The 22,664-nt window shown below is 41.1% G+C and carries 23 protein-coding genes; 12 read left to right on the top strand and 11 right to left on the bottom strand.

Features of this window, described 5'->3' with window-relative positions; translation table 11 throughout:
- The 7 genes from CLV59_RS29475 to CLV59_RS17740 form a co-directional block, all read right to left on the bottom strand.
- Nucleotides 1-138 (bottom strand): transposase (locus tag CLV59_RS29475; RefSeq protein WP_394336935.1); only part of this gene is annotated, 138 nt, incomplete at its 3' end.
- A 106-nt stretch (nt 139-244) separates the two neighbouring features.
- Nucleotides 245-1,123, bottom strand: coding sequence for a methylated-DNA--[protein]-cysteine S-methyltransferase (locus CLV59_RS17765; RefSeq protein WP_111593395.1), 879 nt, complete (start codon nt 1,121-1,123; stop codon nt 245-247).
- Nucleotides 1,124-1,386: 263 nt separating this feature from the next.
- A complete protein-coding gene (locus CLV59_RS17760; protein ID WP_111593394.1) occupies nt 1,387-1,983 on the bottom strand; it encodes an alpha-ketoglutarate-dependent dioxygenase AlkB family protein in 597 nt (198 codons plus the stop codon).
- Nucleotides 1,949-2,656 (bottom strand): TMEM175 family protein, encoded by a 708-nt coding sequence (locus tag CLV59_RS17755; RefSeq protein WP_111593393.1) that lies wholly within the window; start codon nt 2,654-2,656, stop codon nt 1,949-1,951. Before CLV59_RS17755 ends, CLV59_RS17760 begins: the two co-directional genes overlap by 35 nt.
- A gap of 61 nt (nt 2,657-2,717) precedes the next feature.
- Nucleotides 2,718-3,020: a methylated-DNA--[protein]-cysteine S-methyltransferase gene (locus tag CLV59_RS17750; protein WP_146616229.1), complete on the bottom strand. Its 303-nt coding sequence runs from the start codon at nt 3,018-3,020 to the stop codon at nt 2,718-2,720.
- A 183-nt stretch (nt 3,021-3,203) separates the two neighbouring features.
- Nucleotides 3,204-3,473 carry a hypothetical protein gene (locus CLV59_RS17745; RefSeq protein WP_111593391.1) on the bottom strand — a complete coding sequence of 90 codons (270 nt, stop codon included), beginning with the start codon at nt 3,471-3,473 and terminating at the stop codon, nt 3,204-3,206.
- 177 nt (nt 3,474-3,650) lie between these two features.
- Complete coding sequence (locus CLV59_RS17740) at nt 3,651-4,112, bottom strand: ester cyclase (protein WP_111593390.1); 462 nt, start codon at nt 4,110-4,112, stop codon at nt 3,651-3,653.
- A gap of 295 nt (nt 4,113-4,407) precedes the next feature.
- Between CLV59_RS17740 and CLV59_RS17735 the strand changes: the two genes are divergently transcribed.
- The 8 genes from CLV59_RS17735 to CLV59_RS17700 all read left to right on the top strand — a co-directional run bounded on the left by CLV59_RS17735 (nt 4,408) and on the right by CLV59_RS17700 (nt 11,961).
- Entirely contained in the window at nt 4,408-5,073 is a 666-nt protein-coding gene (locus CLV59_RS17735) for a methylated-DNA--[protein]-cysteine S-methyltransferase (RefSeq protein WP_111593389.1), read from the top strand.
- 20 nt (nt 5,074-5,093) lie between these two features.
- Entirely contained in the window at nt 5,094-5,711 is a 618-nt protein-coding gene (locus CLV59_RS17730; protein WP_111593388.1) for a hypothetical protein, read from the top strand.
- A 149-nt stretch (nt 5,712-5,860) separates the two neighbouring features.
- The gene (locus CLV59_RS17725) at nt 5,861-6,427 is read left to right on the top strand and encodes a hypothetical protein (protein ID WP_146616228.1); all 567 of its coding nucleotides are present in this window, start codon (nt 5,861-5,863) and stop codon (nt 6,425-6,427) included.
- Between the two features lie 118 nt (nt 6,428-6,545).
- Entirely contained in the window at nt 6,546-7,439 is an 894-nt protein-coding gene (locus CLV59_RS17720; protein WP_111593386.1) for a helix-turn-helix domain-containing protein, read from the top strand.
- Nucleotides 7,440-7,523: 84 nt separating this feature from the next.
- Nucleotides 7,524-7,901 carry a nuclear transport factor 2 family protein gene (locus CLV59_RS17715; protein ID WP_111593385.1) on the top strand — a complete coding sequence of 126 codons (378 nt, stop codon included), beginning with the start codon at nt 7,524-7,526 and terminating at the stop codon, nt 7,899-7,901.
- Nucleotides 7,902-8,051: 150 nt separating this feature from the next.
- Nucleotides 8,052-8,732 carry a hypothetical protein gene (locus CLV59_RS17710; RefSeq protein WP_111593384.1) on the top strand — a complete coding sequence of 227 codons (681 nt, stop codon included), beginning with the start codon at nt 8,052-8,054 and terminating at the stop codon, nt 8,730-8,732.
- 456 nt (nt 8,733-9,188) lie between these two features.
- The gene (locus CLV59_RS17705) at nt 9,189-11,000 is read left to right on the top strand and encodes a glycoside hydrolase family 30 beta sandwich domain-containing protein (protein ID WP_111593383.1); all 1,812 of its coding nucleotides are present in this window, start codon (nt 9,189-9,191) and stop codon (nt 10,998-11,000) included.
- Nucleotides 11,001-11,109: 109 nt separating this feature from the next.
- Complete coding sequence (locus CLV59_RS17700) at nt 11,110-11,961, top strand: omptin family outer membrane protease (RefSeq protein WP_170137798.1); 852 nt, start codon at nt 11,110-11,112, stop codon at nt 11,959-11,961.
- Nucleotides 11,962-11,982: 21 nt separating this feature from the next.
- Here the strand turns inward: CLV59_RS17700 and CLV59_RS17695 are convergent, their stop codons facing one another.
- The 3 genes from CLV59_RS17695 to CLV59_RS17685 all read right to left on the bottom strand — a co-directional run bounded on the left by CLV59_RS17695 (nt 11,983) and on the right by CLV59_RS17685 (nt 17,091).
- On the bottom strand, nt 11,983-13,884 hold the full coding sequence (locus CLV59_RS17695; protein WP_111593381.1) for a 7TM diverse intracellular signaling domain-containing protein: 1,902 nt from the start codon (nt 13,882-13,884) through the stop codon (nt 11,983-11,985).
- A gap of 159 nt (nt 13,885-14,043) precedes the next feature.
- Nucleotides 14,044-16,296, bottom strand: coding sequence for a toxin-antitoxin system YwqK family antitoxin (locus CLV59_RS17690; protein WP_111593380.1), 2,253 nt, complete (start codon nt 16,294-16,296; stop codon nt 14,044-14,046).
- Nucleotides 16,297-16,404: 108 nt separating this feature from the next.
- On the bottom strand, nt 16,405-17,091 hold the full coding sequence (locus CLV59_RS17685; protein ID WP_111593379.1) for a toll/interleukin-1 receptor domain-containing protein: 687 nt from the start codon (nt 17,089-17,091) through the stop codon (nt 16,405-16,407).
- Nucleotides 17,092-17,271: 180 nt separating this feature from the next.
- Between CLV59_RS17685 and CLV59_RS17680 the strand changes: the two genes are divergently transcribed.
- The 4 genes from CLV59_RS17680 (at nt 17,272) to CLV59_RS17665 (ending at nt 20,602) form a co-directional block, all read left to right on the top strand.
- The gene (locus tag CLV59_RS17680; RefSeq protein WP_111593378.1) at nt 17,272-18,513 is read left to right on the top strand and encodes a toll/interleukin-1 receptor domain-containing protein; all 1,242 of its coding nucleotides are present in this window, start codon (nt 17,272-17,274) and stop codon (nt 18,511-18,513) included.
- A 3-nt stretch (nt 18,514-18,516) separates the two neighbouring features.
- Nucleotides 18,517-19,290 (top strand): SLOG domain-containing protein, encoded by a 774-nt coding sequence (locus tag CLV59_RS17675; protein WP_111593377.1) that lies wholly within the window; start codon nt 18,517-18,519, stop codon nt 19,288-19,290.
- Nucleotides 19,291-19,362: 72 nt separating this feature from the next.
- Nucleotides 19,363-19,782: a hypothetical protein gene (locus tag CLV59_RS17670; RefSeq protein WP_111593376.1), complete on the top strand. Its 420-nt coding sequence runs from the start codon at nt 19,363-19,365 to the stop codon at nt 19,780-19,782.
- 22 nt (nt 19,783-19,804) lie between these two features.
- Nucleotides 19,805-20,602 (top strand): hypothetical protein, encoded by a 798-nt coding sequence (locus CLV59_RS17665; protein ID WP_111593375.1) that lies wholly within the window; start codon nt 19,805-19,807, stop codon nt 20,600-20,602.
- 186 nt (nt 20,603-20,788) lie between these two features.
- On the opposite strand, the gene CLV59_RS17660 is transcribed toward CLV59_RS17665, so the two are convergent.
- A complete protein-coding gene (locus CLV59_RS17660; protein WP_111593374.1) occupies nt 20,789-22,660 on the bottom strand; it encodes a hypothetical protein in 1,872 nt (623 codons plus the stop codon).
- Between the last annotated feature and the right edge of the window lie 4 nt (nt 22,661-22,664).

The following is a 22,664-nucleotide window of genomic DNA, read 5'->3' as shown; positions in this document are numbered from 1 at the left end:
ATAGTAATCCCACCATTTTAATAGTAATGAAGGGCTTATGTCCAGGTCATCCGATGTGGACATAATGCTCTGACCCTTTTCCACTAGTCTGATTGTTTTTACCTTAAAGGCAAAACTGTGTTTCTTTCTTGCACTCATAAAAATGCCCCCAAAAGTGTCTAAACTTTTGGGGGCACTTCAAAGAGGGCCTTTTTTATTTGCACAAAATTTGAATTCAATTATTAGCGGAAGGAGATTAAGAAACCTAATCTCTTTTTGTTTGAGGCGTTTTTGCGATAGTAATAGCCTGACGAGATGCTTCCCAACCGATGATAGCATTTTTTCTTACGGCGCCCCAATGATATTGTCCTATTTCTCCGGTAGATTTGATTACCCGATGGCAGGGAATAAGAAAAGCAACAGGGTTATTGCCAACTGCCGTTCCTACAGCTCTCGAAGCGCCTTCGTAACCTGCGTTTGCGGCTAAATCGCCGTAGGTAGTAAATCCGCCAGTAGGTACTTTCAGTAAGGTTTCCCATACTTTAATCTGGAAGTCTGTTCCTTTCAAATGCAATTTTATTTCATCGAGCTTGCTCCAATCCTGCGTGAAGACGAACAGTGCGTTTTGCTGGATCATGTCTACTACCTGGCAATAGTGTGCATTAGGAAAAACAGCTTTGAGACCTTCCAGCGCTTCTTGATGGTTATTGTCGACAAACGACATATGACATACTCCTCTTGAAGTGGAGGCAACCAGTATTTCACCAAAAGGGCTATCGGCAAATGAATAATTGATTTTGAGTTCTTCACCACCATTCTTATACTCTCCGGGTGTCATTCCCTCAATTTTTATAAAAAGGTCATGCAATCTGCTGGTACTTGATAATCCCACTTCAAAAGCGGCATCAAACAAGCTCATTTTTGTTGTCTTCAACATTTCTTTCGCATATCCCGCAGTCAGGTATTGCAAAAATTGCTTGGGTGTAACGCCAGCCCAATTCTGGAACATTCTCTGGAAATGAAATGGGCTGAGATGCACATGATCTGCAACATCTTCCAGCTTGGGTTGTGACCGGTAGTTTTCTTTAAAAAAGCTAATGGCCGCTGCAACCCTGTTATAGTCATATTCCTCTTGTGTTTCCATTGTTTAAAACTTGATTATTTTACTGAAGTTACCAGCATTATCTAAAGCCTGCAATCCGAATCTTGCGATTTTAATGAATACCGATTAATAGCAACGGGGGGCTTATTAATGTTTTAAAATCCATCATACCTCTATGCAAAGAGTATAGTTTATATGGCGTTAAGCATTTCCACGATCAGCGGTATACCGGTGGTGGAGGGCTTTTAGATGATGGTCGAATTAGGTTCGACCCGTATTTGAGGATTGATTTGTCAATGATGTAATTACACTTCTTTAATCGTTCGGAAAGTAATGTTGATACGAGGTTTAGTGATTGCAGTATTTTTTTGTATGCTGTGCAACCACTTATGTTGTGTTTCACCTTTCATTAAGAGGAGGCTGCCATTGTCCAACATGATTTTTCTTCTCCACTTTTTCTCCTTGTAATGTTTCAAAGAAAACTCCCTGCTTTCACCCAGGCTTACCGATCCGATTACAGGATTAATCCCAAGCGACTTCTCGTTGTCTCTATGCCATCCTACACTGTCGTTCCCATCCCGATACAGGTTTAAGAGGGCGCTGTTAAAGCATTCTCCCGATACATCTTCCACTGCTTTTTTTATGAACAGTAGCTCCTTGGTCCACCGTAATGGATGCATTGTTATTCCGGTATAACTATATGACTGCCCTTCATCACCGTACCATGCGGTCAGCCGAGGCTGCATAATTTCCTGCCCCATAATTTTTACCGGTTCCTGCTTCCATTGAATATTTTGCATTAACAAATCAAACAGTTCAGCACTTGTTGAATCGTCAAATAGTGCGGGGAACAAATATATCTCCCCATCAACTGGCAGTATGTTTTCGTGTTTTTCTTTCATTTTTGAATGTCATTATTTTTTTAAACTGTGGGTTTAACCCCTGGCTATTCCATGCATAAAACAATATCAGTAATGTGAAAATGAACACTGCTATTGCCGGATGTATGAACCATCCGAACAACCCACCGATAATATAGAATACAGTGCCTGTGAGCGGTCTTTTGACATCTCCTTTAAAAGTATCCGGAGCAACTTCGTCTTTCAGCAGGTTGGTTTTTTTGCTGAGGTATAAACAGGGGGGAACCCAGGAAAGAGTCATTAAACCACCAATGACAGCGTACAATACAATTGATGCCTTCTGATCCTCCAGGTTGCCAGTTTTAAAGGCGTCTGCGAGTACGCCTGTTGGGAAAGGAATTAATGAGGAGGCTCCAAGTACTCCAAGATTCATCCAGTTGAAGGTAGGATCTGTTTCTTTCAAACGCAGGAACATGTAGTGATGATTGAGCCAGATTACACCGACATAGATAAAGGCAACAGCGTAAGCAAGATAGGATGGCCAGTTTTTTAATAATTCGTGTCCCATTGTTCCTTCAATAGCTGCCGGGCGATGGATTTCAAGCACCAATAGTGTAATGATGATCGCAAATGTTCCGTCACTTATTGCTTCTATGCGCGTTTTTTCCGATATGCGATTATTTATGTTACTCAAAGACTTTTTATGCTCTTCCATTATGACTGATTTATAGTTTCATCATGTTGTTAGGTTCCTTAATGCTCCCGACAAGTAAGTTTTAGAGTATCATCGCCTCTTTTATAATCATTGCCCGTTTGCGTTTTTGTCCCCAATGGTATTGCCCTAATTCCCCGGTTGATTTTATTACGCGATGACAAGGTATAAGCATGGCAATGCGATTATCGCCCATTGCGATTCCAATTTCCTGCGCGGTGTGCCCTGTCGCTTTTGCCAATGTTCCGTAAGAAATTAGTTTGCCATATGGAACCTTTGTCAGCATTTGCCATATCTTCAAATTGGCTGGTGAGCTTTTTACATGGAGGTGAACCTTGCTACTGCCACTTCCATTCAAATATTCCAAAGCACTGATTTGCACTGCCCTCCTTTGTTTCGTGATGATGGAGCCAGGAAATTCGTTTTGCAATACCGCCTGCGCCTTTGCCTCCGTGCCACTGAAAAAAACCAGATAGCAGATCCCTGATTCGGTGGATGCAATAATGATTTGACCATATAAGGTGTTTTCGAGCGAATAAGAGATCTCGTATCAGTTCGCCTCATCAAACCTTGAAATAATAATCGATTCCGGAGAAGAAGAACTACCATTAGCAAATGGATTAAATGCAACCTGTCGCTTACCATATCCGATAGAAATAATCTCCTTTATACACCCGAAAGATTTTCCGGCCCATTCTTCAAAGGATTGCCTGTCTTCAGATGTAATACTCTCTTTGTTTTGAAATAGGGAGGTATTGGTATCGGCGCTTTCAGCAGCACGATCTATGATCGCCAATATATTTTTAAATTGCATCTCCATGATTTAGTAATTTTCTTTAACAAAGGTCTTAAATATGGATACAGTGGGAAACCCGATAATTGCGCTTTTTCGCTATGGTTTACTATAATCAACTTTCTATACAGCATACAGGTTTTTAAAGATATTTATTGAAAAAAGGCCGGACTTATGCCGGCCTTTTTCAGTAGAAGATTTCCCTTAAACAGTTTTAATTAAGCCTAATTGAATTAAGGCTGTAAGACCATCGTCGAGGCCGCGTTCTTCTACTACTTTGCCATCAACAACTTTCAACACTGATGTACCAGTGAAGTGCATTTGTTTTCCGGTAGCGGCAGGTAGGTTACCAATTGAAAAGCCATCATAAGCTTCGCCGGTATGGGTACCGCCGCCTTCCCATTGTCCAACTACATAATCGCCTTCAGCGATCAGGTCGGTTACAGCCCAGAAGCCGAGGTCTGGAAATGCTTTGCGAAAATCAATAATGAAGGATTTGATGTCTTCGCGACCTTGAAGTGGATTATGCAGCGAATACGCGAATGTCATATCAGGCGCAGCGATTTCATCGATGACTGCAAGGTCTGGATTTTTACCCCAATACCCAGCGAACCAGCGGGCAACTACTTCCTTGTTCAGCTCTTCTTTTGTTTTTTGCTTGTCCATTTTTTCAGGTTTTAAATTGTTAGCAATTTTTACTCGTTTGATGAAACAAAAGTAGTCTGCGTTATATCGCTATAAAATCCGATCCTTGCGGTTTAGATTTATTTTATTTTTGTGTTGTGTTTAAAACTGGATGTTGACCTTAATAGAAAAGTTATTGCCTCTGAATTTTGGAGTTCAAAAAGCAAATGTTTCCAGGGAACTATCTATATAAGTGTTAATTTAAAGGAAACCGCAATTTTCGGATTGAATATAGTTTATACCCAAAGTAGTTTTGCGATAAGAAATATTAAAAGCTATGAAAAATAGAACAACTAATTCTCAGCACGCTTTCATTCAAACGGTGATGTTTCCGGAAGATTATAAAACAAATGTCAAGGATAAAAATGAAATGCGCCATCGGCTGCATAACACTCAGCTGACCAAGCCCGATAATATTAAGATTGAGGCCTGGATGCCGGGTGATGAAGATCAGACAATTACCTACGAGCGCGCTGTGTCTTTGTTTGGCGACATTCTTGTTGCGAGTACTTCCAAAGGACTTTGTTATTTAGGATTTGATTTTAGCGATCGCATATCGGCACTCGAGGATCTTAAAAGAAGATTTCCACGAAATCCGCTGATAGAAAAGGCGGCTCCATTTCACGAAGCTGCCTTACAATCAATGAACAATCCTCAGTTACAATTGCCGCTTCAGTTGCATTTAAAAGGAACTAAATTCCAATTGGAGATCTGGGAAAAACTGAGTCACATTCCATTCGGAGGATTCACTACTTATGGCCAAATAGGTGGTTCAAACAAAAATGCGAGAGCTACTGGTACAGCAGTTGGTAGCAATCCCATCAGCTACTTGCTGCCATGCCACAGAGTGATTCATACTGATGGAGGCTTTAACGGATATTTTTGGGGAACGGAGGTGAAAGAGAAAATTCTTGCATGGGAAACCAGTAAAATTACTTTATAGACAAAATAATCGCATTTAAAATGTTGCAGAATCGTGTTTCTCCCAATGGCAGTATTATCAAAACTAAAGCGCGCGGCGCCTGGCTTGGCAATCGTGGCGTTATACATATTGGAACTGAAATAGTAAGAGCATTTAAAATTAAAGCTTGGATTACATGCATGCTTTCGTTCAGGGGCAGGCATCGGGAGATCATGCAACCCAATCGCTGGACAGAACTTTTTTTTCTTGACGAAGCAACGGCGTTTTCTGCAGGGCACAGGCCTTGTTTTCAATGCAGATATAAAGACTATATCCGCTTTAAAGAATATTGGCTAAAAGGTAACCCTCAATACGGTTTTGATATGAAAACATCTGTTAAAGCAATTGATGACATTATTCATATGGAACGAATAGATATGAGCGGTAAGAAAGTAACTTATACGGATCAGATTGGGAAGCTACCTGACGGCGTGATTATTATTGAGGAAGAAGAATGCTATCTCCTCTCTTATGGCAGACTTTACCACTGGACACCATATGGTTATGACAGCAATGAAGAGGCTGTGCCTGGCCGGACTGTTGAGGTGCTTACGCCCCGTTCTGTTGTCAATACATTCATGGCAGGATATAAGCCACAGATCGACAAAAGCGCCGATTGATATAGTTGGCGGAAAAAGGCGCTCGGAAGAGGACCATTTTATTTTCAATTATCTCCACTTTTATTTGAACCCCATTGCTTATTAATTGTTATGGTGGATATCCTACTGGGATTTTTAAAAGATTCATGCTAAAAACAAAAACCACCATAATGGAATCCCCGATTTTGATTGCAATTATTACATCTTTTACCTCTTGTATTGTAGGAGTTGTCAGTTTAATTTCTGCCAGAAGCGCTAGTAAAAACAATGGTAATATGGCGCTTGAATTGGAAAAACTGAAATTTGAGCTGGAACAAAAAAGGAAAATCAGTTCGATTAAATTTGAGTTACAAACAAGGCAGATTGGTATTGTTGAGAAGGTGATTACCAACATTCAGCAAATCAAAGAACTTATTCATCAGGCTGTATCCAGCAAGGCTGACAGAAGCGTGCAAAAGGATCTTCGAATCCGAACATTAGTATTGTCAGAACAAATATTGGAAACGTATAGTAACGAGAGTATTTACCTGGATATGGATACCAGGTGTTTGTTTCACGACCTGAAAGAAAGCATAATTGTTTTTAAAGCCTGTTTTGTAGCGTTCCTGGAAGAAGTAGTTTTTTTATCTGAGGAAGATAAGGAGCTAATTATATTTAATCGGAATAGATTGACTGAATTTCAGAATGGTCTGATTAAAGTGAGGGAAAGGTTGCTGGCGGCAAATATTGAAGCGTAAGGAACTAAATGTCGCATTACTGTATGCAGGCTCAAGTTAGCATTGCGTAGGTGATGTAATGAGACACGTTGCAAAATGGGCGCAAATACATTATTTTAGCCTCGCGTAATTTCTTACAATGACAAAGCGGGAAGATATTTCAGGCTTTTATGAGCGTATCCATTATCTGGCTTCGGAGAAAATAGGGCTAGACAAGCCGCATATTAATGTCTTTGAACGGGCTGCCTGTATTGGAGCTACTCCCTTTTCCAGGAGAGATTATTATAAAGTGATTTTGATATTAGGAACAGGAAAGCTCGATTATGCCAATCAGTCTATTTACATTGATAGGCCGGCGCTGGTCTTCTCCAATCCAATGATTCCTTATAACTGGAATCCAGATTCCTCTGCACAGGGAGGATGGTTTTGTATTTTCAACCAGGCATTTATTCAGCAAAGGGAAGGCTTGCTTACCCATCTACCGATGTTTCAGATTGATACCGACAAGGTTTTTTTCCCTGATGCCAATAGTGTGGAAGAAATAGCGACTTTCTTTAAAGCAATGATGAGAGAGAATTCGGAGGACTATGTCTACAAATCGGATGTTTTACGGAATTACCTTCACCTGATCATTCACCATGCATTGAAGATGCAGCCGGCGCGGGACTATGACCGCGATTTAAATGCGGCTGCCAGGATAACCAGTTTATTCCTGGAGCTTTTAAACAGGCAGTTTCCTGTTGATTCACGGGAGCGTGAACTGAAACTGCGGTCTGCGAAAGACTTTGCCAAACAGCTATCGCTACATACCAACCATTTGAACAGAGTAGTGAAAGACTTTACCGGTAAAACCACGACCGAGCATATCGCCGGAAGGATATTGCTGGAAGCCAATGACCTGCTGCTAAATACAGACTGGCCTATTTCGGAGATTGGGTACCGACTCGGATTCCAGTATCCTGGTTACTTTAACAGCTTCTATAAGAAGCATGCAGGAACAACTCCCAATGAAGTAAGAAAGCAGGTTGTTTGAATTTTAGAAGTATCTGCTTGAATAGTTTTATTTTGATACGGGTCGCCTGGCTATTTTTGTTTCATCATTGTAAATACAAGATTTATGGAAACTACAGGTAACATGACCCAGACAGCAGAGAAACAGTTGATCCTTCTTCCCCTAAACGATTATCTGGAAGGTCGTCCTGTCAAAGACATTGAGAGGCTTCGGCGCGCCTTCCACCCAGAGGCCCTTATCAGGATGGTGGTAGATGGAAAACTGGCCCAGTGGACTGTACCACAATACCTTGATGCAGTTGAAAAAGCGGCCTTAATGGAGTGCCAGACGGAGATCCTTTCCTATACATGGGATGGGGATACCGCATCAGCCCTTGTACAATTGATTTTCCCTACTTTTAAGTTTATTGACCGGTTTAACCTGGTAAAGTTAGAAGGGAAATGGCTGATCATGGATAAAATCTCATATCGTCAAGTGTTGTAAACAATCACATTGGTCATATTTTCCCTGCCGGAGAGCATTCTCCGGCATTTTTGTTAGTATCATTTTACTACTTTACTTAGATTGTAAAAGTATTTGAACTGTAATACAAAAGAGAACCTAACTGAAAAACCTATACGAAATTATAAACCTATGAAAAGAATTACCGCCGCACAATTAAATGACTTTTTATTTGATCAGGAGAGTGGTTTCCTGATAAAGTATCATTTTAATGTCGGATTAGATGTAGCCCAATTGGATCAGTTATATGGAATATTAGTAAGACTGCAATCGGGTTGGAATGCCAGAGAGGATGTGCCCAAGGATATACTTTTTTATCTTATTATCATAGTTCCCACACTTTACAATGATTTACACCTGTATCAAAAGACTGACAAATATTCCCTATATAAAACGCTTATCTATGATTTAAATAAAGAGGTCGGTAATTGCTTGGCTCCTGCACCAGGTAACAGGCCATTACGTGATAGTGCATCACAACTGGAAGACTTTTTGTTCCATCCGGCATCCGGTTTTCTGACTAAATACCATCTGAAGGAAGGGTTGGATTTTACTTTGTTGGATCAGTTATATGAGATATTAGAAGACCAGAAATTAAATTGGAAAGACAAAAAGGAAGTACCCAAAGACCTTGTCTACTACCTGATTACCCTCGTACCTGCACTTTATCTTGACTTAACAATGTATGAAGAGACGGATAATTATGAACTATATCTGGAGCTTATCGGTGATCTTGCAACTGCCACAGAGATGTGTCTAAATCCGGATACCAACAGCAAACATTTTCAAAAACCTTTGAGAAATCCTGGATGAAATGCTCAGGATCTCCTTTCTATTTAGCATGAAACCATCACTTCTTACCATATTTGTTAACTCCCGCAAAAATAATTTATATGCTTTTTTAGTGTATTAAAGCCCCGACTCCTGAATATGTAAATCAATGTTTTTCAACGGTTACGGTTATACGTAACATGTGCATTAAGTGAATTGTATTTTGTTATTATGTATTGAAAATCAGTTGTTTGTGTGAATTTTTACTTGTTTTTTTGATTTTTATTTTAATAAATTTGATCAGACAGAAGATAAGAATAACCGTTGATTGACTTTACCCGACGAATGAATGAGCTGTAAGTAGATTTTCACTGAAAGATGATAATGAAGCACTATTTGTAATTAATAACCATCAGCACTGATCCCTATGATTTAGCAAACCTGGGTTGAAACGCAGACCCTGATCTACCAATAGATAACCAGTTAAAAATCCACATTATGAAGAAAATTTATCACCGGCTAATTGCCGTGGGCATGCTTTCTATTGCATTGTATGCATGTAAAAAGAACTTGTATTCGCCTGATGAAGCCAAAGGTAGCACTACCGCCAGAGCCAATGAGTCGGTCAGCATCTGGATGACCAACGGCGACCAGAGTAAGCTGCTGCAACAACAGAGCAATGTTACCTTCGCAGCAGATGCCGGCACTTCCGGAACAACCATCACAGTTAATGACGGCACTACCTATCAAAGTATCGATGGGTTTGGGTTTACACTTACCCAGGGAAGTGCTAAGCTGATCAGTAACCTGTCTGCAACAGCACAGAATTCATTATTGAACGAATTGTTTAGTCCTTCCAGTGGGATTGGCCTTTCTGTAGTGCGAATCGGGGTAGGCGCTACAGACTTGAGCGATTATTCATTTACTTACCGCGATGGGGCCTCTTTCAGTTTGTCGGGCCCGGATCTCACCTATACTATTCCGATAATTAAGAAAATCCTGGCGATTAATCCGGCAATCAAAATATTGGCAACGCCATGGACTGCGCCGGTATGGATGAAATCGAACGGGTCTTTTGTTGGGGGAACACTGAAGGCTGAAAATTATGAGAGCTATGGCCAATACTGGCTGGATTACATGAATGCCATGAGGGCTCAGGGCATTGAGATATGGGCAGTAACCCCGCAGAATGAGCCGCTGAACCCTTACAATGAGCCTAGCATGACGTTAACCAAGGAAAATGAACTAGGACTGATAAACAGCTATATGGGGCCTAAATTGAGAGGGGCCGGTTTTAATTGTAAGATCATTTGCTATGATCATAATTGTGATAATACAGACTTCCCTATTTATGTAGCCAATAACAGCAGTTATGTGGATGGATCTGCGTTTCACCTGTATGGCGGTAATATCTCCGCTATGACAACAGTGAAGAATGCTACTAATAAAAACGTCTACTTTACAGAGCAGTATACTTCCACAAGCGGCAGCTTCTCCGGCGATCTGTCCTGGCATATTCAAAATGTTGTGATCGGATCTGTCAACAACTGGTCTAAAACAGTGTTGGAATGGAACCTTGCCAGCGATTCCCAGGGAGGCCCTCACACGCCTGGAGGCAGTACTGTATCTATGGGCGCCGTAACTATCGATGGTAGCACCATTACAAGAAGGGTAGGCTACTATATCATTGCACATGTATCGAAGTTTGTGCAGCCAGGAGCGGTACGCATCTCCTCAAATAGTTCTGGAAACATACAAACAACCGCTTTTAAAAACAGCGATGGGTCCAAAGTATTACTAGCATTTAACAACAGTTCTTCCAGTGTTTCATTTAAAGTAAAATGGGGTAATCAATCGTTTACTTATACGATGCCTGGCGGGGCTGCGGCTACCTTTAAATGGTCCGGATCAGGAAGTGGCGGAACAACTGCGCCTATAGGACAAAATATTACACTGAAAGGGTTTAATAATCTTTATGTGAGCAGCGAGAATGGTACCCAGGCAATGAATTGTAACCGGGCAACCGCATCCGGATGGGAGACTTTCACTGTAGTAGACGCAGGTGGCGGAAAAATTGCGCTGCAGGCCATGGGAAAATATGTCTCCTCGGAGAATGGCACACAGGCCATTACTTGCAATCGTACTACAATTGGGGACTGGGAGAAATTTGACTGGGTAGTAAACGCTGATGGCAAAATATCCCTGAAAGGCAGCAATGGGTTATATGTAAGCAGTGAAAATGGAACGCAGCCAATGACATGTAACCGAACCTCCATTTCTGGGTGGGAAGCATTTGGCGTGAATCAGTAATCTTATCATAAATTTCGTTTACCCACTACCGGTATACTATCGTAGTGGGTAAACACAATTATACGCAATGAGGTGTTTGCTTGTCCTTGTTTTATTATTCAGTTATAGTATGCTCTGCGCACAGGATAGCTCGCAAGTAGTAGCGGTGGATTTGGCAGGTGGATACCAGGTGACCAACTTACGATGGTCGATTGCCGGAAGAACAAATGAGCGCGCCATCAATGTATTATCGGAAGTGAAATGGCAAGGTTTAACCGGCCCTTTGGTAAGCGGAAAAATAAGGCTTGAGCCCATCAAACGGATATTTGTAGGAGGAGAGGTATCAAAATGCTTTATCAAAACGGGGAATGCAACAGATACCGACTATGGAGAGAATGATCGCCAGTTGCCGACGTACCATGCCCAATTGGATAGCGATGAAGGTACCACAACCGCCTTTCAGGTTTTTGGAGGCTATACTTTTTTACAACGTAAAAGGGTGAAGATAGCTGCTTTTGCTGGGTATGGAGAGAATACTGCATTTTTATTCCTGTTTAACCGGGCCACTGAGGTGGCGGGGCAGAAGAACCTCCGCTGTACCTATAATGCTACCTGGAAAGGCTTGTTGGGCGGACTCACGGGCATTTACAAGCCTACTTACTGGTGGTGCATAAACGGAGAGTTGAGTTACTGTCAGATGAATTATAATGCAGTGGCAGACTGGAATCTGATCGATGCGTTCCAACATCCGGTCAGTTTTAAGCAGCGTGCCAAAGGGTTTGCTGTGAGGCTGTCATTGAGTAGCGCTTTCCGATTAAACAGGCATTTATCATTATTTATTGCAGGAGCCTACCAGCAGGCAGAAACAGGAACAGGTACAGATGAATTGTTCCTGGAATCAGGAGTTGTTCAGATTTCGCAATTCAATGGCATTTTAACACATGGCGGGAATCTGGCTCTGGGTACCAGGTTTCAATTTTAGCATGAAGAGAAAAGTCCTTTGTCAGACCTTCATGATGAGATCAACCCAGCTGTTCTTTTTATTTCTTTTAGACGAATTTTCCACGGTGTCGAGCAGGTTTTTGATGCGAACGGCATATGCCCAGCAAGTACCTTGTCGCATGCCTGTTTTTTCAGCTATTTGATAAGAGGAGATATTTCCTTTAGTAGTGAACACCAGGTATACGATGTAAAAGGCTTTGTTGATGGGTATCCGGTTGTTTTCAAAAATGGTGTTGTGCATGGGAGATTCCTCGTAAGCACATTTGTTACAGCGCCTGCTGAATGGTCTTCGGCCTTTACTGAAGTTGTTATAATTACATTTTTCGCAGGAGAATCCATTGTTCCATTTTAAATCGGCCAAAAATCGATAACAGTTTTCCTGGTCGGGGTATTTTTGGCTGAATTCTTCGAATGTAAGTTCGGCGGACTTAATCCGGGCATCTGTCATTTTTTCAATATTGGTTTTAAGCTCGGCATTATCCTTTTCCAGTAACTTATTCATACGTTCAATCTCCTGTGCTTGCTGGTATATTTCCAGCGATTGTGCCTCCAGTTGTTTGGTGCGTGCGGCTACTTGTTCTTCTAATTGCTGATTAACGGAGGCTTGCAGCTTCAGATGATGTTGCATATGAAAATAAGCGTCATCCTGTGCCTGTTTCTTTTCCTTCCTGAATAGTCTCACCTGATCGCCGATGGAAAAAGACAGTAATATCATTTCCATGGTGAAACCAAATACCATGCTGTAATGCCCGGCTACTACCAAAGGGCCCGTAATCCATCCAAGCACTGTGATAAGCTTGATGATAGCGCCAATAAAAAGCAAGGCATTCCCCAATACAAAAAAACGAGCCGGCTTAAAGCCCTTATACCAAATAATGATACCAGAAATAAATGCTGTAAAGAGCGGAATGAAGTCAATAAATTTATAGATAAACCATTCTTTCTTCACTAACAGACAAACGATAAAATATAGAGTACGTAAAACGATAATCCAGTTTATCAACTTATAAAGTGTGGGGCTCAGTCTTTTTATACGCAATAAGGACCTGGCAAAAATAAGTGCGAAAATGCTCATACAGTATAAGGAAATGCCGTACATGTATACGTTCAGTCCTGGCGTTTCTGGCCATAAGAACTGGAAGGCAATACCGTCTGTACTCATCTCATAAATCCCGACGCTAACAATGTAGAGCACATAGTAAAGGTAGTGACGCAGGCCAGTGGCGAGCAACATCAGCAGATTGTAAAAACAGAAAACGAGTATCATACCATAGAACAGGCCATAGGAGATGTACTCTACCAGTGCATAATTAATAAATCGCTCTAAGGTGCGATATACCATGATGAAATTGATCTCATTCAAAGACTTTATTCTTACATAATAGAGGTATGATCCCTTTGACATACTGGGAATAAGAAATTCGAAGTTCTTATGCCGGTAAAGTCGGTCTTGAAAGTTCTCTTTTGCACCGGAATGCAATACGGTATATTCGCCGTTTTTGTTAGGTAAATAAACCGTTATATCGTCGATGGTCTGATCAAAGAATTCAATAATACTTTGGTGCTCCTGCAGGGAATCGGAAAGCATCACATTTACCTTGAACCAGTATACAGAGGGCTGGTGAACGTTTTTGGGATAGTAGCTGGTATTGGACTGAAATTTTCCGGCTGCGTCAAGCACTTGGATTTCTTTAAATGATTTTGTGCCGGCTGCATCTTCTAACCAGTTTATCTCATTATTGGTAAAAATATATTCCGCGGTGGTGGGATGGATATACACTTGTTTTTGTGCTTTCAGGGAGGTCGGCAGACAACAACTTAAGATAGTTGTTAAGCAGCATTTGGTGAGGTATTTAAGAAGATTCCTGTTGTGGAAAGACAATGTTTTGGTTGAATGTATCATAAATGGAATATTATGATGCCTTTGAGTGGCATCTCATACGTGGAATAACGGTGACTGGCGTGTTTTAGGGAGAAGATAGTTTACCAGCCTGGCGACTTTCTTTTAGGGAAATTACGATATAAAATGAAAACGCCGGAGGGAGGCTCCGGCGTTTTCATTTTATGCTTCGGCCAATTGCCTTAGTGCATATGCCTCATGAGGTAAATTATAAGCCCTGAATATTTCAATAAGATTGACCAATCCGGGATTTTTAGCTGTTGCATCTGCCGCTGCCAACAAGGCTTTTTTTCTAATCGGCGTTATGTCGTCTAACGAAGTTTCATCGTTAAACAATAAATCCAGAATTGTTCGCAGGTAACTCACCTGTTTCAATGCGTACATATTGGGCAGTTCATCGATGATAGGCGCTATCATCTTTTCCAATATATCTGGTCTGGATTTGCCTAGCACGACTAAAATATATTCGTGTATGTTATCGATGTTGCCAATAAAAGGTGTCATATTAATATAGTCCTCATCCAGGGCTTCCTGATTGGCTAAGGCATGCAAGAGTTCTGCCAGCCATTCCTCCCGGGCAGCTGTATGGGTGAGCAGCACCAACTGTGCGGCCATTACAAAACGTACAAATGGGTCTGTCTCTTGCATGAAGGTGGGAGGAAAAATGGAAAGTATTTGATGACTTTGGTCTCTGATGGCGTAGAAGTCGGCCAATGAAAAAAGAGCATATCCTCTCCTGGTACTGCTGTAATCTGTATTATGCCACTCCTGCAGCAGGTATTGTTCTGTTGCCTCGGTGCCTGTGTATATCAGAATATATTGCGCCATATGGGCAATGTCTATATCCTCGTTGATACCCCATTGCAGTAGTGTAGGTTCCAGCGGTGTAATCGCTTCCGTCAGTTCCTTGTATAAGTGCTCATGATCCCTGATTTCGTATTGGTCAAGGATGGAATACAGGAATCTGCCCAGTCGGATTTGCACTGTAGATAAATGTGAATAATGCGGAACCATGTGCGCCAGAATAACGGCTGTTTTGTAGGTGGATTCAAACACGCTGCCTTGTTGTGTGATCTCTGCCCAGAGCATTTTGAAAGCAATGTTGGCTACAGTGTTGTCCTCCGACAGCATGCCATTGATACCAATGGGTAGCTCGGCGCCGCCGCCGCTGTGGTAGGCATCGATGGTCTCCCAGTCAATACTATCCAATTCCTTCTGCAGATAGGAGGGGATTTCCAGGGAATAGAGTTGCTGTTTCGCATTTAACTCGTCATACTCCTGGTTGAAAAATTTCACTACAGTTTCCCAATCTGTGCTAGTCGTCTTTGCATCATAGCTCCCCCAGGATGGTAGAAAAGCATCCCATCTAATCAATTCATAGTGATCGTCCTCATTTTCGTGAACGGTGAATTGGCGAAGTACATGTCCTTCGGCATTGTATAACCGCCAGGTGCCGGTACCATCGTTGTTATTGGTGAGGTCAATGCATTTGTAGCCTCCAGGGGAATAGTATACAACACTTTCTGGAAACTGGTCATCATCTGCGGAGAGATGTGCTTCGCAAAGGAGTTTGCCGTTATAGTATCTACGTTTATGGACTGGAGACAATTCTTCCCGGCGTACAGCATAAAGCTGCTGGCCCGTTTTATCAAAATAGATGTTGGTTACATCTTTCTTTTTGTGGCGGTATACCATTCGGGTTTTTGGAACAGGCGTGGGCATACCACTGTAGTAGTAAGTATTCTCATAGTCTGTAGGATCATCTTTATCATACAAATAAGAGCTGGTTAGAGCGCCGCTGTCGTAGCGATAATCCTCCAGGACCTTACCAGTATTACTGTAAAGTCTTTTTACTACTGGATTTCCATCCAGGTCCCATTCAAAATATTCGTCTATATAATCTCCTGTACGCGTATCTACAGTGCCCATTATCCAGTTGGTAGCTGAATAGGGTAATCGAACGAAATGTGCGCGCGCAGGTACCTTTTCTGGTCTTGTGGGCAACGGGTCTCCATCTGAACTCACCGCTGTATTATCTATGTCGAAGTAACGTTGTGCGATAAAGGTGAATTCATCCGTATAGTCAAATTCTGCGATCCATACATTATCAGCGTTGTTGGGAGGGAAGTATTCTGGCGTGGGATGAACACTTCGTATTAGTCGCAGTGGCCCAAGATATTTATCGCCGCCATACCATTCGCCTTTCTGGGAAATAGTGCCATCGGGGTGAAAGCGTAGGGTAGGGTAAGGGGGAGTGCCGTCGCCATATTCGATGGTTCCCCAGAGGTAGCCTTCTATATGCCATACTTTCCAGGGGCCAATGCGTTGGTTGTTTTCATTGGTTGCGCCAAACAGCCATTCTTTGTCAGTTTCATTATAGATGGCATTTTCGGGTACAGAAACAGGTCTTTTCATTGCTTTGAGGAGTGGGATTTTGCACCTAAGATATTATATTTTTAATCATTTGGGAGAATGATGCATATAGTCATCTGCGTTAGGGAATTTGATGACAGGCGACTTTACCTATTTTAATTTCAGAAAGTAGCGTATCTCTTCCTCGCTATTATCGGCCAAAGTAATATTACAATATATGATTTCAGGATCAGGCGTATAGAATGTTAATTTGAATTTGTGGTTGTAATCGTTTGCCAACTCCCAGTCGGTATTTTCATCCATGACAATATCTGGGTGTATATAATAAGTTACATCGATAATCTCTTCTAATCCAGTACCATCCAGCCAGATATTGACTTTATACCATTGTTGCTCGGCTATGAATTCATCTTTGGATACGCTAGAGCGTATCTTAAACCTGGAGGTATTGTCAATGGATTTGATCAGTCGGAGTAGCTCAGTAGTATAATTGGAGGAATGATACAGATCGCATATTTGTACTCCTTCTGCGCTCCATAATGGTGCTTTATCATCGATTCTGCAATAGATTAATTTCTTTTCCCCTGCAAGCGATTTGGCTAATGCTTTTTCTCTGTCTACTGCGGGGGAGTGATTGGAGGACTCAGAAAGCATTAGTAAAACATGGTCACAGTCTGACATCCCTTTTTCTTCGCTTTCTACTATGAAATCGCCTGGTAGAATTGACTTAGGATATATCCAGATATCATAATTCCATTGCTGTAAATCTTCGACAATTTTTGCAACGGTATCCTTATCGTTTACTGCGTAGGAGATAAAAAGGCTCTTTTTTTTCATAAAATAATTATTGTATTATTTGAGGTTAGTGGTAATTATTGGTGTGGAATAGGATGAATACTATAACTCTTCGTGAATATAAAACTTATCATGTGGATGTTCTTCGTGCCTAGGGGGAAGATTTAAAGATATATCATATAATAATTCGATGTATATTTATGTTAACCAATAATTATCCCCATGCCTTCAGACCTTATTCTGCAGATGCAGCAAGCATCTGGTGATTTTTCTTGTGAGCAGTTTTCAGGAGTCCCCAGTCCCCAGGCTACTTATATTGCTATTGCATACGCGGATTCCCCGGGCTCGGCGAATATGGCAAATGATTTAAAGAAGGCGCTGATTGGAGCATTATTTCAGTTCGATGCGCATATCCAGCAATCGTTGCCGCCATGTAATCGTAGTTGTGAACCATTTAATCAATGTGCTGCTTTGCGCCAGCAGAACACTCAGAAAATCTTGTTTGTTGTTACGGATGGCGCCTCCAATGTATTTAATGTCCCTGGGTTGTATGGATGGAATTATACTGTTATCCCTGTAATGAAAGATAATCATTTTATTTCACTGTCGAAGCCATTTTCAGGCCCCCAGGTTGCTTTCTGGAAGGTGAGTATAAACGAAGTACTGCCAGTTTTATGGCAGCGGATAAACATGACCCATCGCCGCTCTCGGATTTTTATTAGTTATAAGAAGACAGATTCACAGGAATTGGCTGACCAACTATTTGAAGAGTTAACAAAAGAGCGTTTTGATGTTTTTTTAGACAGGTATTCCATTGATCCGGGAGTGGAGTTTCAGAATCGTCTATTTCAGGAACTGTCAGATAAGGCGATGGTAATAATGTTAGAATCGAAGCATTACCTGGATTCAGATTGGGTGAGACAAGAAATAGCCTTTGCCAAGAAGTACAGGTTAGGAATTATGGCGCTGAATATTGACAATGCTCCTATAGTATTTTCAATAGATGATGAATACCGAGAGCGATTGGATACTTCCACTGATATGGACGCTGGTGGCAGATTGCGGACAACTGTAATGAAAAGGATGATTGCAAGAATTAAACAGGAACATGAGAAGGCAATTTTCCGTAAAAGGAATGTACTTCAGTCGAGTATTTATTCTTGTCTCAAACGAAAGAAACTGCCATTCAAACTGGATGCAAATGGATTTATAGAGACGAGTGATTCGAAGAATCAGAAGGTTTATAAGATCTGGGCGGTACCGAGGCCGCCGGAAGCGGATGATTTCCATTATACGGATAGTAATAATGCAAGGGGCGCAGTTAAAATGATTGTTGGCCCTAAGTTTATTGAAGAACGTCGGGGAATGCTGAATGATTGGATGGCGGTTAAAACGGCGATTCAATATTTTAGAGAAGCGGAGATGATTAAGATGGTGGAATATATTCATAAAAGTAAACCATAATGTATGATGGGACATCCGGAATTTACTGTATTACTTTCAGCAAGTGTACCAACTGTTGAAAGAGCTGAGAAATATGCTCGTATTAAAGATGCTCAGATTAATATTGAAGAAGCCGTGATCAGTATAGCGCGTGCGGTTTTTTCCAATAATGGTCAGCTTATTTTTGGGGGCCATCCATCCATAACGCCCCTTGTAGCGATGGTTGCCACTGAGTTTGAGAAGAGTCGTGGTGCAGAGCAATTGGAAAATTTGTATCCGCTAGTGCGTATATACCAGTCGGAGGCATTTAGGGCTGTCTTGCCAACAGACACGATGAGTTTATTGAAGTTGGATATTGTTGAGGTCATTTGGACGCAGGCTATAGCGGGAGAATCGTTCGAGGTAAATATACCAGGGCTACCGCAATGCGGAAAAAGTTTGAGAAGCTTGCGGGATAAGATGATTCATAAGAGCAATCCTATCCATGCACAAATCTGTATTGGGGGGATGGAAGGAGTAGAAGAGGAGGTGGACTTATTCCAGGAAAGGTTCCCTAATCACCCGGTTTATCTTTTACCTCAGACGGGAGGGGCCACTGATATTTTGAGAAAGCGAAAATTGGATTGGGAGACCAGAAGGGATCTTCCGAAAGGTCCTAATTTTAAAATTATGGAGGTGGACGATTTGGAGATGAAACGAGCATTGGGATTGGAGGATTCTCCGTTTGAGCATTTAGCATATCCGTATGGTTACATTGCTAATTGGATTGTTTCTGAATTGATCGATCGACCTTTCTAAAATTAGTAGAAAAACAATTTAACACTCCTCTTATCCTTGTAGGGGGATTCAATCACTTAATCAATAAAGTAAATGGGATTAGAAGCAAAATTGAAACATCTTGAATTTATACAGGCGATTATTACCAGAATGAATACCAATTCCTTTCTGTTGAAAGGTTGGGCGGTAACATTGGTATCTGCTTTATTTGCACTAGCAGCTAAAGATACAAATGGTAAATATGTAATTGTTACCTATATACCAATTTTGATATTTTGGATTCTTGATGGGTATTATTTATCACAGGAGAGAAAGTTTAGAGCGCTATATAATACCGTAAAAGATCTTCAGGAAGAGAAGATAAAATTTGATTTGGATGTGAGTACTGATAACGAAAAGGAGAATACCTGGAATACATGTATTAGCTCAAAATCCTTACTGTTTTTTTATGGAGCTCTTGTAGTTGTTACTCTTTTGGTGATGTTTCTAATTCAGCCGGGAAGACATTGTTAATTCACTGATTAATTTACTTGTAATGTATAGAGGATTTAATATTAAAGGGTTGCATGAGGGCATTAAAGTGAATCACGTTGATTATTATCATAAGATAGGTATTCAACAGTATGATGGGCAAAAAAAACAAATTGAGAAAACACTCAAATCATTCGTTTCAAAGGAAGGGTTTTTAGATGGATCGAAAATGCAGGATCATTGGTTTCCGCAGGTGGATGCTGATGTTTTTATTTCTCACTCACATAAGAATCTGAAAATGGCCATAGTACTAGCTGGGTGGCTTCATAAAGTATTTAAACTAAAATCATTTATAGACTCTTGTATATGGCAATATGCAGATAATCTACTCAAAATAATTGATAATGAGCAATGTAGGAATGATCATGGCAACAAATATGATTATAAAAAACGTAATGCTTCAACAAGCCATGTTCACATGATGCTATCCTCTGCATTGGGAATGATGATGCATAAGACAGAGTGTATATTCTTTCTGAATACACCTGAGGCTGTTAGCTCGTTTGATAATTTAGAAATGACTTCATCGCCATGGATTTATATGGAAATTGGAATGACGCAGCTCATTGAGAAAAAATCCAAGAATTGGCATCGTAGGATAAAAGATAGAAATTTTTCTGGCACAGAGGATTTGAATGAGAGCATACTCCATAATCTGGATTTATCGCATTTGACGACTATAAATTTGGATAGATTAAATGATTGGAGGTCTAAGTATGAGAGGGGTGGTTATTCTGGGAATGCATTGGATGCGCTCTACGATTTATATCCTCCGAAGGGAAAAACCACGTTACATTCATGATGCCAGGAGGAATCCCTTTAGTAATTAGATATTATATTGTGTCAGACACGTTATAATCATGCCTGCCTCATCTAACTAAATATTCGATTTGATAAAGTGACCTGGTTTATTGCAGGTTTTAGATATAACAAGGGCTTGAAAGTATTACACTTTCAAGCCCTTACTGTTGGGATTAAACTAAAGCATTTAATTCGTGAAGTTCCAACTGACACCCAGGAACCAGGAGCGTACCCAGCTTTTTACGACTGGTACTACACTTACGCCTACAGGAATGAAGGAAGGTCTCATTGTCCCGCTGGCAGCAGGGGTTTCGTGGTAGCCCTCCTGTACCGAGTTACTGAGTCGGTTTACCTTACCCCAGATACATCCGCCGCTCAATACTAGTCTTCTTCTGGAACCAAGCAACAGGCTTCCTCCTGTGGCAAAGTTTATGTCCAGATTGGTGTTGGTACTGATACCAACGGTGATGCCTATATTATAATTGGAACTTAATCTGGGATATACATGCATGTAGATACCGAAATTAACATTCGTGTTGCCATCATTTTCTCTGCGCACGATCTTTCCCGTAGTATCTCTGGGGAGCGTAGTACTGGCGGTATCTGTTTTATATGAAACGGTCGTGTCTTTCAGTATATATGTAAAATCTTTCAGACCATTTATAGAGATACCGGTACTAAAATCAATTTTCATACCTCCGGATAACCGAATTTCTTCGTCCTTCACTATATTCCCTGCCTTGTCCTTGAATTGCAGATCCAGGTAATCTCTGTTTTTAAGCCTAAAGGCGCGGAAACTCTGTATGCGTAGAGAGATGATTTTATTATAATTGTCACGTATGCTTTTCATCGCAAGGTTGAGGTCATCATCCTTGTCCATATTTGTCAGGTATTGGGTCAGTAAGCCGTTTATATTGGTGTTGAATGTTCTTTGAATGCGATCATTTATCTCGAGGATATTGCGTCTATGCAAATCGGAAGTAGCGCTATTAACATAGAATTTTTCGGCGTAGTACAGGAGATCATTGCGGAGCGCAAGGATATTTGCTGCAGTTTCGACTGCCTTATTTGATTGTAGTTCTTTCTGAGGCTCGGCGGTAGCGGACTTGCTCGTATCGGCGACTGGCGTATTGGTTTTATTGCTAAATGCCAGGAATGTTGATTTGAATGTAGCCTCCTCTTCCAGGAAGTTATCCCTGTAACTCGCGGTCATGTTCCAATTGTCCTGTGCATTAAGGTTCATTAATTGAACCTTAAACTGGCTACCCACTGGTGGGGAGAAGAATATAGACTTACGCTGTTTGTAGTATTCAACGTAACTGGTGTTTGAAGGACAATTATCGCTGGCTTTCTTTTTCCTGCGTACTTTTTTTAGCATGTAGTAATCGCCGCCATTATCGCTCATGTCGTATAGAATCATGTATTCCCCCGGCAGTTTGTGGTCTCTTTTGGAGACGCATTGTTGCTGTGCTGAGAAACCCCAACTGGTGGCGGTAGTAAACATATTTTGGTCTATGAATTTATACCTGACAGTAGTATCGCCTACATTCAATTTCTCCAATTCTTCCAGCACATCTTCCCGGTTAGGTAGTTTGGATATTTGCGGATCAGTGGAGGAAGGTGTGTGGGTACCAGTTTCTTGTGGAGGCTTAGCACCTTCTGGATTTTTAAGAGAATCCAGTGTCACTACTATATTTTTGTTTTGCGGCGCATAATAGAAAGACAGGGTTAGAGGAGGAAGCAATTTCATGGAATCTTTAACAGTATTCCAATTAACGGTAACTATGTGATTATCTTTAAATTGTTTTTTTACCTCAGATCCGAGCTTATTCAGATAAGAATCAAGGGGGATGGCCGTTTTCCCCTGGGAGGCAAGGGTGGATTTTTCTATCAGACCGTCATATGCATCCGGAGGAATATTTTCGATCTTAAAATAAGTGCTATTAATAGTTTTGTTATTTACATTAATGAGTGTGTCGTATTTCACACGATCCTCCTGTGCATACAGCATTATCCACGGACATGCGAACAGTAGACAGAAAATAAAAAGCGATTTCATAAAT

This window comes from Chitinophaga dinghuensis (assembly GCF_003259435.1).
GTDB lineage: Bacteria > Bacteroidota > Bacteroidia > Chitinophagales > Chitinophagaceae > Chitinophaga > Chitinophaga dinghuensis.
The sequence above is the reverse complement of the archived record's forward strand: the minus strand, read 5'-3'. Positions and strand labels throughout refer to the sequence as shown.

What these genes read in the sequence shown, in the direction of transcription:
- CLV59_RS17670 (WP_111593376.1), top strand. Translation starts at nt 19,363, where the DNA reads ATGGGATTAGAAGCAAAATTGAAACATCTTGAATTTATACAGGCGATT.
- CLV59_RS17675 (WP_111593377.1), top strand. Translation starts at nt 18,517, where the DNA reads ATGATGGGACATCCGGAATTTACTGTATTACTTTCAGCAAGTGTACCA.
- CLV59_RS17755 (WP_111593393.1), bottom strand. Translation starts at nt 2,656, where the DNA reads ATGGAAGAGCATAAAAAGTCTTTGAGTAACATAAATAATCGCATATCG.
- CLV59_RS17680 (WP_111593378.1), top strand. Translation starts at nt 17,272, where the DNA reads ATGCCTTCAGACCTTATTCTGCAGATGCAGCAAGCATCTGGTGATTTT.
- CLV59_RS17690 (WP_111593380.1), bottom strand. Translation starts at nt 16,296, where the DNA reads ATGAAAAGACCTGTTTCTGTACCCGAAAATGCCATCTATAATGAAACT.
- CLV59_RS17745 (WP_111593391.1), bottom strand. Translation starts at nt 3,473, where the DNA reads ATGGAGATGCAATTTAAAAATATATTGGCGATCATAGATCGTGCTGCT.
- CLV59_RS17740 (WP_111593390.1), bottom strand. Translation starts at nt 4,112, where the DNA reads ATGGACAAGCAAAAAACAAAAGAAGAGCTGAACAAGGAAGTAGTTGCC.
- CLV59_RS17715 (WP_111593385.1), top strand. Translation starts at nt 7,524, where the DNA reads ATGGAAACTACAGGTAACATGACCCAGACAGCAGAGAAACAGTTGATC.
- CLV59_RS17660 (WP_111593374.1), bottom strand. Translation starts at nt 22,660, where the DNA reads ATGAAATCGCTTTTTATTTTCTGTCTACTGTTCGCATGTCCGTGGATA.
- CLV59_RS17665 (WP_111593375.1), top strand. Translation starts at nt 19,805, where the DNA reads ATGTATAGAGGATTTAATATTAAAGGGTTGCATGAGGGCATTAAAGTG.
- CLV59_RS17705 (WP_111593383.1), top strand. Translation starts at nt 9,189, where the DNA reads ATGAAGAAAATTTATCACCGGCTAATTGCCGTGGGCATGCTTTCTATT.
- CLV59_RS17735 (WP_111593389.1), top strand. Translation starts at nt 4,408, where the DNA reads ATGAAAAATAGAACAACTAATTCTCAGCACGCTTTCATTCAAACGGTG.
- CLV59_RS17760 (WP_111593394.1), bottom strand. Translation starts at nt 1,983, where the DNA reads ATGAAAGAAAAACACGAAAACATACTGCCAGTTGATGGGGAGATATAT.
- CLV59_RS17685 (WP_111593379.1), bottom strand. Translation starts at nt 17,091, where the DNA reads ATGAAAAAAAAGAGCCTTTTTATCTCCTACGCAGTAAACGATAAGGAT.
- CLV59_RS17700 (WP_170137798.1), top strand. Translation starts at nt 11,110, where the DNA reads ATGCTCTGCGCACAGGATAGCTCGCAAGTAGTAGCGGTGGATTTGGCA.
- CLV59_RS17720 (WP_111593386.1), top strand. Translation starts at nt 6,546, where the DNA reads ATGACAAAGCGGGAAGATATTTCAGGCTTTTATGAGCGTATCCATTAT.
- CLV59_RS17730 (WP_111593388.1), top strand. Translation starts at nt 5,094, where the DNA reads ATGTTGCAGAATCGTGTTTCTCCCAATGGCAGTATTATCAAAACTAAA.
- CLV59_RS17725 (WP_146616228.1), top strand. Translation starts at nt 5,861, where the DNA reads ATGGAATCCCCGATTTTGATTGCAATTATTACATCTTTTACCTCTTGT.
- CLV59_RS17765 (WP_111593395.1), bottom strand. Translation starts at nt 1,123, where the DNA reads ATGGAAACACAAGAGGAATATGACTATAACAGGGTTGCAGCGGCCATT.
- CLV59_RS17695 (WP_111593381.1), bottom strand. Translation starts at nt 13,884, where the DNA reads ATGATACATTCAACCAAAACATTGTCTTTCCACAACAGGAATCTTCTT.
- CLV59_RS17710 (WP_111593384.1), top strand. Translation starts at nt 8,052, where the DNA reads ATGAAAAGAATTACCGCCGCACAATTAAATGACTTTTTATTTGATCAG.